7 protein-coding genes are annotated in these 14,611 nt (G+C 66.1%); 3 read left to right on the forward strand and 4 right to left on the reverse strand.

The window, feature by feature from the left end; genetic code table 11:
* Window positions 1-90 precede the first annotated feature (90 nt).
* The 4 genes from DB30_RS10135 to DB30_RS10150 all read right to left on the reverse strand — a co-directional run bounded on the left by DB30_RS10135 (window position 91) and on the right by DB30_RS10150 (window position 7,491).
* On the reverse strand, window positions 91-2,523 hold the full coding sequence (locus DB30_RS10135; RefSeq protein WP_477181445.1) for an RHS repeat domain-containing protein: 2,433 nt from the start codon (window positions 2,521-2,523) through the stop codon (window positions 91-93).
* A 19-nt stretch (window positions 2,524-2,542) separates the two neighbouring features.
* Window positions 2,543-3,019 carry a lipocalin-like domain-containing protein gene (locus tag DB30_RS10140; RefSeq protein WP_052548188.1) on the reverse strand — a complete coding sequence of 159 codons (477 nt, stop codon included), beginning with the start codon at window positions 3,017-3,019 and terminating at the stop codon, window positions 2,543-2,545.
* Window positions 3,016-6,039, reverse strand: a complete 3,024-nt coding sequence (locus DB30_RS10145; RefSeq protein WP_052548189.1) for a beta-ketoacyl synthase N-terminal-like domain-containing protein — start codon at window positions 6,037-6,039, stop codon at window positions 3,016-3,018. Before DB30_RS10145 ends, DB30_RS10140 begins: the two co-directional genes overlap by 4 nt.
* A 252-nt stretch (window positions 6,040-6,291) precedes the next feature.
* Window positions 6,292-7,491, reverse strand: a complete 1,200-nt coding sequence (locus DB30_RS10150) for a vWA domain-containing protein (RefSeq protein WP_146658437.1) — start codon at window positions 7,489-7,491, stop codon at window positions 6,292-6,294.
* 518 nt (window positions 7,492-8,009) lie between these two features.
* On the opposite strand from DB30_RS10150, the gene DB30_RS41340 reads away from it, so the two are divergent.
* The 3 genes from DB30_RS41340 (at window position 8,010) to DB30_RS10170 (ending at window position 14,611) form a co-directional block, all read left to right on the forward strand.
* Entirely contained in the window at window positions 8,010-8,681 is a 672-nt protein-coding gene (locus tag DB30_RS41340) for a hypothetical protein (protein WP_146658438.1), read from the forward strand.
* 217 nt (window positions 8,682-8,898) lie between these two features.
* The gene (locus tag DB30_RS10165) at window positions 8,899-10,842 is read left to right on the forward strand and encodes a PAS domain S-box protein (protein ID WP_052548192.1); all 1,944 of its coding nucleotides are present in this window, start codon (window positions 8,899-8,901) and stop codon (window positions 10,840-10,842) included.
* Between the two features lie 721 nt (window positions 10,843-11,563).
* Window positions 11,564-14,611, forward strand: a complete 3,048-nt coding sequence (locus tag DB30_RS10170) for a helicase-related protein (RefSeq protein ID WP_165703690.1) — start codon at window positions 11,564-11,566, stop codon at window positions 14,609-14,611.

The following is a 14,611-nucleotide window of genomic DNA, read 5'->3' on the forward strand; positions in this document are numbered from 1 at the left end:
GTTCGGCGCAGCTAAGCGCGTCCCCAGTGGTCTCAAAGATGTTTAGATCCCACGCCCCCCCCGGCCCAAGAAACACTAACGGTTCCCTCATCAGAAAAACCGATCCCAGAACGACACATCGTCCGGATGTAGGTCCCAAGGCCGATGTCGCCCGAGGCCTCCACCTGGCTTTCCCTGACCGTTGGGCAACCGCTTGGACCGCCAGTGATAGTGAGGATATCGCCCCGTCGGGTGCGGCGCCCAATTACTACTTCGGTTACCCCAGGGAGCGATACGCAAGCGAACGCCAATTACAAGTTCCTCTCCTGCAGCCACGCTCGGACCTGCAATGCACGCTTGGGTCGCAAGGCCAGCCAACAAACCGTAGGCGTAGTTCGCGTCGTAATTCACTACATCATCCAAATTCGTAAAGTTTTTACGGATAGCAGCACCTAGCCCGAATGAAACTGTATCACCCCAACCGACAATGAAGTCGGGGACTCCAGACTGGTCAAACCACGTCCATGCATCACCGTACCAGGAAAGGCCTTCGGGATCGATCCGATTGACCGGATCACCGTCGACGTAGAAGTACAAGTTCGCCTGTCCCCCATCAAACAGGATCGGATCCTTCATCATCCACCGCCCGATCAGCGGATCATACAGCCGCGCCCCAAAGCGCACGAGCTTGACATCCGGATCCCACAGCCCGCCCGCGAACCCAAATGACGACTCGTACCCAGAGTTCCACTCCGTGATCACCTCGCCCCAGGGCCCGTACTCGATCGTCTGGACCAGGTTCCCTTCATCGTCGACCACCGCCCGCACACTGCCGCGGTAGTCGGTGATCAACCGATACGTCTCGCCCCCCGTGATCACATAGTCCGGCACGTGCCCACGGCTAGCGTACACATACCGCGCCGTGATCACCCCCGTGTCGTCGACCTCGGCGACGGGGTTGAGTTGGTCCTGCCAGAGCCAGCCCTTGTCGAACACATTGTCGATGTAGCGCGCGACCACGCGACCGCGCGCATCATAGTCGTACGAGATCTTCGTCGAGTCTGGGAGCGTCACCGCAAGCAGGTTCCCGAGCGCGTCGTACTCGTACTGCCGCACGTCGGACACGTTGTATGCCTTCTCGATGATCTCGCCAGCGGGGCCGTGGACGAAGTCCCAGTTCCCGTACTCCTCGATCCTATCCTGCTCGTCGTAGGTCGCGTAGGTCGTGCCGCCCGCGGTCGTGACCGACAACCGGTTCCCGTTGTCGTCGTACGTATAGGATGCGTACGCAGCATCTCGCGTTACGTACGAGAGCCGACCGCGGTCATCGTACTGGTACGTCCATGCCACCGGCGTCCCGCCGTCCACGGTCTCGGTCTGCTCGGTGATCCGTCCCAAGTGATCGCGCTCGAGTTCGTAGGTGAACAAGCTGTCGATGCCGTCGTAGATGTACTCGCTGCCGTCGACATCGCCAAAGCCGTCGTAGGTCAGCGTCTGTTCGATGTCGCCGACGGATACCGTCTCGATCTGTCCCGTCGTGGCCGAGCGAGCCAGGGTCGCGGCGCCGACGGCCGTCACGAGATCATCGTCGTCATAGCTGACGCTCACCGTCGAGCCAGCGTTGATGCTCTGGCTGCTGATCCGCCCGGCGCTGTCCAACCCCCAAGCGACGACACCCGCCGTGTCGCCGCTCCATTCTTCGGAGGTGAGCACAGAGCCATTGTACGTGAAATCGAGCTCGGTGCCTGCCGCTGCGTACGGGCCGGCGAGATTCTCGATCCGGCCGGACGCATCGTAGGTGGGCGTGATCACCGCCCCCTCGCTGGTGCTCACCTCGTCCACGCGGCCGGTGCTCACGCTGTACTCGATGTCGATCGTCTCGGTGTCAGGCCGGGTCACCTGCACCAGCCGATGGTCGTCATCGTACTCGTAGGTGGTCTCGTCGGTGCCCATGAATGCATCCGGGGGATCGTACTCGTCGAGCCGCCCAACCGGATCGTAGCTCATCGTGTGCGCCGACTGGCCGGGCGGCGTCACCGACACCAAGCGTCCCTCCTCGTCCCAGCCCAGACCGAGGGTCGAGGCATCCGGCAGCAGCGCCGACACGATTCGACCCACGCCGTCGTGACTGAACTCGTAGGTCCGCGCGACCATCCCGAGATAGGCGACGAGCTCGTCGACGAAGCCATCCGTGTCCCGGTCGAGCGTCGTACGGCGCAGATCGGCTCCCGCGCCCTGTTCGACCTCGATAACTCGGCCCTGCATGTCATAGTCGATCGAGATCGCGCTCACGCCCGGGGGCGCATAGCTGATCGTTCGGCCGGCGGAGTCCAGCTCATACGTCATGACGCGCCCTTCGGGGCTAGTCATGGTACCAATACGCGTCACCGTGTCGTAGCGGTACTCCCACGGAGCAGTGAAAGCGGAGTCACGTGCAGTCTCCTCGACCCAGTCATCGCCATCTTGGCTATCTCGACCGAGCACATCGCACCTCGGCTGGTCATGATGTCGACCGCGAACACGCGCGAGAGCAACCACGCCCACTCGATCGCCGGCGAGCGCGTCACTCCCCCGCTTGGGTGTGCGCGCGCCAGGTCGCGACCGCGACGACCTCGCGGCCAGCGAAGCGCTCGGGTGGCGCCCGCAGCTCGAGCAGACCGTCGACAAAGCGATAGGCCCGCGTCTCGATCTTGCCGGTCCAGTTGGGAAAGGAGCTCGCCTCGATCCGGTGATGCACGACCTGCCGATCGAGATCGATCTCGTAGCTGCCAAAGTAACTGAGGCAGGTCTCGAACGCCGCCTGGAGCTCCGCCGCGCTCGCCACCCGCATGTCGCCGCTGCTGAAGTTGGAGCGCTGCGCGGCCATGATCTGCATGCTCATGCGCCCGGCGATCTTGGGCGGCTCCTCCAAGCCACCCGACTCGCGCGGCACGTAGATCAGCTGACCGCGCGGATGCAGCCCGAGCGGGTGCGTGGTCTCGCCGTCGACGGACACCACCAGCGACACGGCGTCCCAGCAACCCCGCAGCGGCGTGCTCATGCGCCGGGCTCCCCCGTGAGACCCACGTCGAGACCCAGGTCCTCACGCAGCGCGCAGGCCAGCTCGGCCGCCGCCCCGCGCAGAAACAAGTGGCCGCCCGCAAAGCGACGCATCCGAAAGCCGGCGCCCCCGTAGGCCGCCCAGCCCCGCATGGAGGCTTCGTCGGCGGCCCGATCTTCGGCGCCAACGTACGCGAACAATGGACAGGTCAAGCGCGGCTCGGACGGCGGGCGATAGTCCTGCTGAAGTCGGAACGCCGCGCGCAGGGCCGGGCGCAGCGCTCGCGTCAACGCCTCGTCACTGGCGAAGCGCGCGAGATCGTCGAGGTACCCGATGCCGCGCAAGAACGCAGGGTCGGACAGGCGCGCGTCGAACTCGTCGGCGTCGAGGCCGGCGAGATCGCCAAGACCAGCCTCGGCCCCGGGGCTGGGGTGGGCCGCGACGCACACGGACGAAGGCCCCGGTCGCCCCCGAGCCTGGAGCTCACGAGCTAATGCCAGCGCAACGAGGGCGCCAAGGCTGTGGCCATACAGGGCGAAGGGCGGCTCGAGGATTCGGTCGTTCTTGTCGAGCTCGTCGAGCAGCGCGCTGACGAGCGTCCGCATCTGCTCGAAGGGCGGCTCGCGCTCGCGGTCGAGGCTGCCGGGCAGGCGAACGGCCCACAGCTCGACCTCGGGCAGCAGCTTCGCCCACGGTCGAAACACCGACGCCAGCCCCCCGGCGTAGGGGATGCAAAGCAAGCGCATGCGCGCCGTCGCAGGCCGAGACAGCGACTGCAGCGCGCCGCTTCCAGTCGCCTGTGCGCTGTCGCGCTCCACCCACGCGGCCAGCTCCGTGATGCTCGGACCGTCGAGGATCCGCCCGATCGGCAGACGCACGCTGAAGCACTGCTCGATCGCCTCGGCGAGATCCAGGGCCATGCCCGAGTCGAGGCCGAGGCTCGCCAGCGGCCGGTCGACGTCGAGCTCCGTCGGCGCCATCTCGAGCACCTGAGCGACCTGCTCGCGCATGCGCGCCTCCACGCGTGCCTCCACGCGCGCCTCGGGGTTCCCGGAGGACACCGGAGCGTCCCGCCGAACCTGGGCGTGGGCGCGCTCGACTGGTGTCTCGAGCGGGGCGGCGTCGGGCTGCGCGAGACCCAGCCGCAGCTCACGCCCACGCGGCGACTCGATCCAGTAGCGCTGACCGGCGAAGGGGTAGCTCGGCAGCGAGGTCAGCTTGGCGCCCGCCGTGCAACTGGCCACGAGCCGAGCCGGAACACCGCGCACGTAGAGTCGAGCGAGCCCGCGCAGCAACCCTTCGCGTTGCGCTGGAGCCTGGTCCGCCGCTGCGAGCTCCGCGTCGTCGACCCCACGCGCGGCCGGGTGTTCGCCGGACTCGATGGGCAGCGCGGGCTCAGCCTCGGCGCCCGGGTCCGATGCTTCGGGCACGACACCGTAAAACAGCTCCGCGTGCGACTCCCCGGCCAGGTGGGTGTCGAGCAGGCTCGCCAGCTCGTCCCGCGACCGAGCCACACACGCGACGCGATGCTCGAGCTGGGCCCGCGCGATCGTTGACAGGCTCAGATCAGCCAAGCTCGCCTGCGCGCCTCGATTGCCGCGCAAGAACGCGGCCAAGCGCGCGCAGGCTCGATCGAGCTGGGCCCGGGTCCGACCCGAGACCACGAACAACTGCGCGGCTTCGGAGGCCGGGCTTGCCTTGGCGTCGGGCTGGGGCGGCGGCGCGCCCTCGAGGATCAGGTGGGCGTTCGTGCCTCCCAGACCAAAGGTGTTGATCCCCGCGAGGCGACGCCCGTTGGCGGCGGGCCAGGGCTCCAGCGAGGTCGGAATCCGCAGCCCGAGCCCCGCGAGGTCGATGCTCTCGGGCGCCGAGCGAAAGTGCAGGTGCGGCGGGATCTGCCCGTGCTCGAGCGCGAGCGCGGTCTTGATCAAGGCCGCGACGCCGGCCGCCGCCTCGGCGTGCCCGATGTTGCTCTTGACCGATCCAAGCGCGCACGCGGGCCCCTCGCGTCCACCCCCCAGCACCTGTCCAAGGGCCTGGGCTTCGATCGGATCGCCGACGGGCGTTCCGGTCCCGTGGGCCTCGACGTACTGAAGGTCGGCGGGCGAGATCCCAGCCCGGCGCGCGGCGACGCGAACCACCTCCTGCTGGGCCCGCGCGCTCGGCAGGGTCACGCGCCGGGTCCTGCCATCTTGATTGACCGCCGAGCCGAGGATCACCGCATAGACCCGCTCACCCGCGGCCAACGCCTGCTCGAGCGGGCGCAACACCACGACCCCCGCGCCCTCGCTGCGGGCGTAGCCGTCGGCGCGGGCGTCAAAGCCCTTGCACCGACCATCGGGCGCCAACATCCGGGCCTGGCTCGCGGCGATCGTCGGCTCGGGCCGAAGCATGAGGTTGACGCCGCCGACCAACGCCAGCGACGCGTCGCCGGAGCGGATGCTCTGACAGGCGAGGTGAACGGCGACGAGCGACGAGGAGCAGGCGGTGTCCAGGACCACGCTTGGACCGCGCAGATCAAGGGCATGCGAGATCCGGTTGGCGGCCATGCAGCCGCCCATCCCAACCACGGTCTGCGCGTCGATCAGCTCGCGCTCGTGGACCGAGGTTCGGATCGCCAAATAGTCCTGGAGCATCAGCCCGACGAACACCGCCGCGTCACTGCCTGCGAGCGCTCGCGGATCCCGTCCGCTGTCCTCGACCGCCGCCCAGGCGACCTCGAGCAGCAGTCGATGTTGAGGATCCATGTGCGCGGCCTCGCGGGCCGAGATCCCGAACAGCTCGGCGTCGAAGCGATCCATCTCGTCGATGAAGCCGGCCTCGCGGGTTGAGATCTTGCCGCGCCGGGCCGCGTCGGGGTCGAACAGGGCGTCGACACACCAGCGATCACCGGGGACCTCGCGCATCGCGTCCCTGCCGGTGGCGAGCAACTCCCACATCGAGATCGGCGAGTCGACGCCGCCGGGGAAGCGACAGCCGATCCCGACGATCGCAATCGGTGCTTGGGCGGACGCGGCCATCAGCTCGCCTCGCTCCGCGCCTCGGTCAGCTCGGTCAGCTCGATCAGCTCGGTCAGCTCACCGAAGGTCCTTCGTGCCGCCACGGCGCGGAGTATAGCCAGCGGCAACCATGCCGTCGTGCGTGTCCTACGCGACCCGCACGATCGGCCCACAGCTCGTTCCGAGGACCCCAAAGCGCAGCATCGCTATCCCCGCAGCTGCTGACGGTCGTCAACGCCGGCAGAGTGCAGTGCGCCCGCGGGGGCCCCAAGATCAATTCGGGTTGCAGTAGAACTGGACGTTTGCCGTCTTGAACTCGGCAAGATCCACACACCCAGCCCCGCACATCTCGACCTGCAGGAACGTGTCGTCCGTGTACACGAACCCATCCTCGTTCTCGCAGTCGTCAACTAGCTCGTACTCGTTCCCGCCGATCTCGACCTTGGTGTAGAGCGGGAAAAACGGCGCCTCGGCGAAGTTGAGCAGGCAGCTGAGCTCGTAGGACTCGTCGACGAGCTGCTGCAGCGCGACGCTCAGCGCTTCGGCGTCGTCGGCTTGGTAGTACGAGTGCGGCGGCATGGGGTTGGGGGCCCCGCCTGCGTCGGCCATCGCGTCGAGCTGCATGATGATCGGCCCGAAGACCGACGGGGCGATCCCGACCACGTAGGTGATGACGCCGGCGTCGAGTCCAGCACCGATGGTTGCGACGGCGTTGTCGAGCGCCGCGGCCTCGTCTTCGGGCGTGTCGACGTCGCAGCTGAAGCGACCGTCGGTGATCAAGATGACGACCTTGGTCCCGTCGGCCTCGAACGGGATCATGTAGTTCATCATCTTCTCGAGCGCCAAGGGCGTGGGGGTGCCGCCGTTGACCATCTCTTGCGGACCCGGAATGTTGGCGAGCAAGGTGACGGCGTTGTTGAGGTCGAGCGGCACGTCCATGCCGTCGCTGACCCCACACCCGCCGAAGCCTGCGGTCGAGAAGGTCTTGGCACCAAACGCGATGTTCATGTCGTTGCCGTCACCCACCACGCCTTCGACGGCCTCGTAGAGGCTCTGCCAGCGCGACTTGTTGGGGTCCATCAGGTCGAAGCCGGTGTCGTTCATGCTGCCCGACCGATCGAGCAAGAACGCGACGCTGGGCGGCACCGGAGCGATGTCGCTGTCGAGCTCCTGGCAGGCGTCGTCACCGTCACCGTCGCCGGTACCGGGATCGCCGTCGCCGTCGCCGTCGCCGTCGCCGTCGCCGTCACCGTCGCCAGTACCGGGATCGCCGTCGCCGTCACCGTCGCCGTCGCCGTCGCCCATGGTGTTCGTGTTGCTCTCATCGCCGTCGCCATCGCCGTCGCCGTCACCCGTTTCGGTGTTCGTGCTCTTGGTGTCGCCGGCATCGGCGGAGCTGTCCCCACAAGCGGGGGCGCAGACGAGGCAGGGGAGGCTCAGCAAGACTAGTCGAGTCGCGTGGCGGACCTTCATGGGCTGCACGATACAGCGTTCTCCATCCTCGTCACCCGTGAATTAGTTGTGAGCTTGACCCTGGCGTGAACCTCGTCGTTCTCGTGAGCATCATCGCCAAAGTCTGCTCAACGAGTGGGTGGCGACACGACAACGGTCGGGTTCAGATCCCGTTGGAAGGTGGGCGGATGCAGGACATCACCTCCCAGCTGTTCAGCTAGTACCCTGCCGCTGGCGATCGCCACATTGGCAGACAGCGAGACGGAAGTCCGCGACGGGTTCCCGGCCTGGTCGGGGCGCACATAGCAGCGGCCCTGTTCGAGTAGGTGCGCTCGCCGACCGCGGGCAGAGAACCGTCCGCGTCGACGGCCGCGGCTGGGCTGTCGACCGGCTCGCGCTTGGGGAGCTTGGACTTGCCCATTCGGGCTTGGTTTACGTCAGACTGCATGGTCGATGAAGCTCGCACGACATGCGCCGTACTTGACAGCCGTCGCGTCGCTCAGGACTCTCCCGAGATGAATACGCGAGTGCTTGTCCTCATGAGTCTGTCAGCGCTGGGCTGCAACGACGAGGGCGGGCGTGCCACCGATACGTTCGCGGTCACCGACGACGACTCGGGGACGACCGAAGACAGCGGCGACGGAGACGGCGACGGAGACGGAGACGGCGACGGGGATGGGGACGGCGACGGCGACGGGGATGGCGACGGCGACGGCGACGGGGATGGGGATGGCGACGGCGATCCCGAGCCGTGCCCGGAGCCTGACCTCGACGTTCAGATCGTCAGCTGGGAGTCCGTCCACGGCATCGCGTTTCCGGGCCCGATCTACAACCATGCCAAGAACACGGTCATCCCCGACCCCGGCTACCTCGCGATCGAGTTCAACACCGCCAACTTCGTCAACCAGGGCGCGGTCTACTCCGTCGGGAACACCAACACCGGGGGGGCGCGCTGGGGCTCGATCAGCCGCTGCCCCGGCCAGGTCCACGATCCCCAGCTCGACGCGGCCAACTGCACGCACACCTGGGGCATCGGCGGCACCATTGAGTGGACGACAGCGCAAGACCCCGAGGACGGGACGTGCGCGCTCGAGCCGAACACGACCTACTACTTCAACCTGACGTTCGTGCGCGACACGGGCGACAGCACGTGCAACATCATCGCCGGCAACAACTGTACGACCACGGTCGCCGCCTCGTATCAGCCCTGAGCCCCCGGCCCCTAGGAGCCCGTGGTGGAACCCCTCGCGCCGCCTCGCTTGGCCTTTTCGCCGAGGGCAGTGTCGCCGAAACTTGCAGTACGCCCGGTACAGCTGCGTTTCGGCTCCTCGCCCTCGCCGAAAATTCCGGCGCGAGGCGACACGATGGGTTCCACCACGGGCTCCTAGCAGGGTTCACGCCGCGAAGAACTTTGTCATACTCGCGTTGGTGCAGGACCACGATGTCAACTTGCGCTTCGGGGTTCGCGCGTTGCAACTCGGCTACATCGATGATCACCAGTTTGCCGACGCCTGCACCGCGTGGGTACGGGACGGGCAGAGGTCTCTCGCCGAGCTCATGTGCGCGCGCGGTTGGGTGACCGAGCAGCAGCGCTCGGACCTCGAGCACCACGCCGGCGCCGAGACTCACACCGTTGTTCGCGCTGGCAACCGCGTCGACGACCGGCTGATGCTCACGCTGCACGCCAATGGGCCCCGCGACTCCGTCCTCGATCTCGAGCCCGCCGACTTCGCCAACCTGCCGCTCACGGTCCGCCAACGCATCACGCTCCGCGGCATCCACTCGTCCGGTGGCATCGGCGAGGTGTGGCGCGCCTACGACGAAGTGCTCGGCCGCGAGATCGCGCTCAAGCGACTCAAGCACAGCCAGGCCGCGCACGTCGACAGCCGGGCCCGGTTCTTCCGTGAGGCGCGGATCACTGGCCAGCTCGATCACCCTGGCGTGGTGCCGGTCTACGACTACAGCCACGCGCAAGACGACGGCGCGCACTGCTTCTACACCATGCGCTTCTTGCAGGGCCGCACCCTGTCCGAGGTCATCGCCGACTTCCACGACAACCGCAGCGCCGACGAAGACATGGTGTCGCGCCCGCTGCTGCAGCTGCTGCAATATTTCATCAGCGTCTGCAACACCATGGCCTTCGCCCACTCGCGGGGTATCGTCCACCGCGACCTCAAGGGCGCCAACGTGATCATCGGCGACTTCGGCGAGGTCATCGTGCTCGACTGGGGCCTCGCCAAGCACGTGGGCTCTGGCAACGTCAGCGCTGATGCCAGCTCAGCGCCAGACCCCGGCGACTCGCTCGCCGGGCTCATGCCCACGGCCACGCTGCAGGGCGACCTGCTTGGCACGCCCGCGTTCATGTCCCTCGAGCAGGCCAAGGGCGAGGTCGAGCGCATCGATCGACGCACCGACATCTACAGCCTGTGCGCGATCCTCTACGACATCTTGACGGGCCGCCCCCCGTTTGACGGCGATGACGTCGCTGCAATCATGGACGCGGTCATTCGCCAACCACCAACACCTCCGCGCGCGCTCGTGCCCGGCGTCCCAGTCGAGCTCGAGCGCATCTGTCTGTGCGGTCTCGCCAAGGCTCCAGAGGCGCGCTGGCACACCGTCGGGGAGCTCGGCGACGCGGTCGAGCGCTGGCTGACCACCCTGGCCGAGCGCAAGCGCACCGACCAAGAGCGCGAGCGCTTCTTCGACCTGTCTGTGGACCTGCTTGCGATCGTGGACTCCGGCGGCCACATCGCCCAGTTCAACATGGCCTGGACCACGCTGCTCGGGTGGCCCAGTGAGTCGCTCGATGGCGCCGTCCTGACCGAGTTTGCGTGCGAAGACCAGCGTGCCTCGCTCACCGCCGGGCTCGCCAAGATCTGGGCCGGCGAGTCGGACGTCGAGCTCGAGCTGCGCATGCGCTGCGCCGACGGATCCTCGCGCTGGATCGACATCCGCGCGCGCTCGATCCCCGACGAAGCCGGCGTGTACCTGGTTGGCCGCGACGTCACAGACCGCCGTCGCAGCGAGCAAAAATTCATGGGCCTGCTCGAGTCAGCGCCCGACGCCACCTGCGTGATCGATCGCAGCGGAACGATCGTGCTGATCAACCACCAGCTCGAGCGCATGTTTGGCTATTCGCAAGAAGAGCTGCTCGACCAGCCGATCGAGATCCTGGTGCCCGAGCACCTGCGCGGCCGTCATGTGGGGCATGTGCGTGGGTTTGTCAGTGACCCAACGCCAAGGCCGATGGGCTCGGGTCTAAAGCTGCAAGGGCAGCGCAAGGATGGGACGACCTTCGCCGTAGAGGTGAGCCTGGGCGTGCTCGAGACCGAGACGCAGATGCTGGTGTCCTGCGCGCTGCGGGCTCGTTAGCGCGGGGCCAAGCGCGACCTTCGAGTTGCCGCGCGTTCGAGGAATGGCACACGATGGCGGCGCCTCTCCGAGGACTGCATGACAGCGCGAACTGACACAGGTCCTGGTTGTGGGAGTGTCGACTCTTCGCCGCATGAGCGAGCGATGCCAGGGCGTTGGCGTCGTCGAACCCGCCGCTGAGATCGTGGGCCGAGACCGCGCCGCGAAACACGGCGACCCAGTCGCTGGCGTTCACGTGCTCGGGGACCGCGGCGAGGAGTGCTCGAACGGCTGGCATGCCGCGCCCGCCGACGCACAGCTCCGCTCCGGCGTGCAGCCGAGCGCAATCGTCAGCAAACACGGACTAAGTCGCAGCAGAGCATGTGTCTTGCTGGGCGCGGATCTCGAGGCTAACACGTTCGGAAGCGCGCCGGGTCAGGGACGCACAGAGCTTCGCAGCCCGTGACCTCGATGAACTCTGTCCACCAGCTGTGTAGAAAGTGATGCTTGAATCTCGGTCCCTGTTGGGCGACCATTTGCGCTCGGGACAGCGCAAATGCAGACTGGGACACTCGTTCGACTTCGCCACAACCAGGGGCTAGGGCCCGCACGGCTGCTCGAGGCGAACCCACACGGTACGGTGTGGGTGGAGTTCCTCCATCGCGTTGGCGAGCGCCAGGTGCAGGGGCAGCTCCTCGAAAGATTCCCCCTATATATAGGCCAGCGAGTCAGCATCACGTCGATGGAGGGTCGATTCGTCGTTCGCGAGATCCAGGAGTTGAATGCCGACGACGAGTTGCGCCGCTGCGTCATTTCCGATGGCGATACTGACCAGACTTTGCCTGAGTCGATCCTCCTGCCAGTGCCCCCTTCCATCGACGATCCGGCCAGCTTCTTCGAAAGTCTGCAGTGGGACCAGCCCCATCACTTTTTTGCCCGGCTGAATCTCTCGTTGACGCGCACACAGTGGTATTCGGTGTCCGAGGGCCTCCCAACCCTTCGGGGCGCTCGGGTCCGTCCCCTTGCCCATCAACTCTACGCCGCGCGCCGCGTGCTCGAGGCCCATTCTCCTCGCTTCGTCCTGGCTGACGAGGTCGGGCTAGGCAAGACCATCGAGACCGGGTTGGTCATTCAGGCGCTGCTCGCTGCCGACCCAGACTTGCGTGTGCTGGTCGTCGCTCCTGGCAGTATGAGTCGGCAGTGGTTGTGTGAACTCTACTTGCGCTTTGGTGGGCGTGCATTTGTACATGTTCCCGGTGACGTTGTCGGGGGCCCACCTGTGGCGGAACGCCGGCGACGGCTAGCTGCCCCGCGGCTCATCGTCTCGACGACGGCGCTACTTGTCGACGAGCCGTTCCGAAACGCGCTGGTGGATCTGCCCTGGGACCTCGTGGTCATCGACGAGGCTCACCAGATTTCACCGCAGCACTCCCTGTATCCGACGCTGCGGGAACTCTCAGCCCGTAGCACTGGTTTCCTGGCGCTCTCAGCAACACCGTCCAAACGAGAGGCTTGCGGCCTCACGGGCTTGCTGGCCCTCGTGGCACCCGACGCATATGCGCTGGACGACGGGGACGCGCTCGCGGCGAAGTTGAAGGATCGACGTGACATCTGGCGGGCGCTGACGTCCACCGAAGACATTCTGGGCGCGGCCCGAAACTCCGAGGATGGAGCGCCCGACCAAGAGACCATCGAGTTCCTCGTCGATGACTGGAACGGCGTGCTGCCGGAAGAGCCAGAGGTCGCGCGGATGTTGAGTCGGGCCCGAGACGGCGAGGTCGAGGCGCTGGACGAACTCGTCGCCTATGTCCAGGAGCACTATCGGATCGATCATCGTATCGTGCGCACGCGTCGCCGAACGCTCGGCGTCCTGGGCACGCGCTTCGCTCGTCGGCAGTTGAAGTACCTCGAGTACGAGCCCTCTGCGCCCGAGATCCTGCTGGCCCAGCACATGGACAAGCTGGCCACACCGGAGGCCCAGACCGCAGCTCAGACTCTGCTTCGTATCTTGTTCTGGCGAGGGCTGTGTGCCACGGCCAAGACCTTCATCGAGTTGATCGAAGGGCGCGTTAGTGCACTTGAACAGGACGAGCATCACGACACCGATGCGTGCGCCCACGCGCTGACATCCGACCCCGGGCCAGGAGAACAAGAACAACTCGAGCATTTGCTTGTCATGCACACTCCCGCGCTACCCGAAGAGCGCGCGTGGCTGGAAGCGGCTCGCGGGCTCGCGCGGGAGTGGTTGGCGGCTGGATCGGATGCCTGTGCGCGGCATCGCGACGTGATGAAGTGGCTCGGCGAACTTTTGACGACCTCACCGAACGCAAAGGTCCTCGTGTTTGCTCAGGACCGTTCTACCGTGTGCGAATTTGTCGAAGTGCTGCGAGCCCATCACCCGCAATGGGGCGCGGAGGCATTCCATCACGCATTGGATGATCGAGAACTCGAGGAAGCGGCGCATCGTTTTCAGCGACTTTCGCGGCACAGGATCCTGGTCAGTGACGAACTCGGTGGCGAGGGACGGAATTTCCAGATGGCAGCGTGTGTGGTTCACCTGGATACACCGTTGTCGGTCGGCCGTGTTGAGCAGCGGATCGGCCGACTCGACAGGATGGGTCGCGAGCCGGATTGCCCAGTGACGTCCATCGTCGTTCGCGGGCCCAGCCGTGTGGAGCGGGCACTACAAGACATGCACGAGTCGGCATTTCGCGTCTTCACCGACTCGGTGGGCGGCCTGGAGTTCGTCCTGCCCCGGCTCCAAAACATGATGTACGCGGCGATCGGCAAGGGCGAGGACCTCGCCGAGATTACTCGGCAGATGAAGTCCGAAGTCGACTCGACCCTGGCCGAAGTCGACGAAGACTTTGAGTTGTCCTTGGATTCGTCGAGGAAGCAGCTCGAGCAGGCCCGGGAACTCGCCGAGATCTTTGAGGAGTCCGCCGACGACGGCGAGGAGCGCAAAGTGAGGCACTGGCTCGGAACGCTCGGAGTCGATCCTGGGCGTGACCGGCGCAAAATCAGGTTCAAGTGGACGGCAGAGACGCTGAGCGAGCCACTCTTGGGCTTCGACGCCGGCGATGGAAGCACACCTTTTGGCACTTTCGATCGCTCGGCCGCGCTCGCGGACGAGTCACTGCACTACTTCGCTCCGGGACACAAGCTCGTCGATGCCGCGCTAGCTGCTCTGTCCTCCAGCCGCCATGGCCGAGCGACGATGCTTCGCCGTGAGTTGGGCTCGCTACACCAAAACCAGATGTTCATCGTGCTCTTGGGGACCAGCCGCTTGGACGAGAGCGACTGGGAGGGCGAGGGCATCCCCACCGGACTCCAGACCAAGGCACATCGCTTTTTGTGGCCCTCTTCCGAGATCACCTGTGTGCGAATCAGCGTCGACGTGGACGAGGAGCCCGAGATGGTGAGGGATCACGAGCTTCGCCAACGGCTGATTCGAATCTACGAGAGGGATACCGGCGATCGCGAGTTCACGGTCGATGAACTGCTCGAGGCCGTCTCGTCGCCGGGTCCATTGTGGACGGCCGTGCGAGGGGCGGTGTCCACCGGACTGGACGAGCTCAATCGAAATCTCGAGAGTCTCCGGGATGAGGCAGCCCAAGAGTTGGCCGAGATGATGAGCATGGAGATGGGCTATCTCCGCAACCAGATCCGCTTGGGGCTGCTCGACGCCCGTGACGCCCACCACGGACTGCAGCAGCGTGAGCGCTTGCTGCAGAGCGTCCGCCGGGCACGGATCGAACTCGAGAGCATCGCGCTGGTATTGGGCCGATAA

Origin of the sequence: Enhygromyxa salina (genome assembly GCF_000737335.2) — a bacterium.
Lineage (GTDB): Bacteria > Myxococcota_A > Polyangia > Nannocystales > Nannocystaceae > Plesiocystis > Plesiocystis salina_C.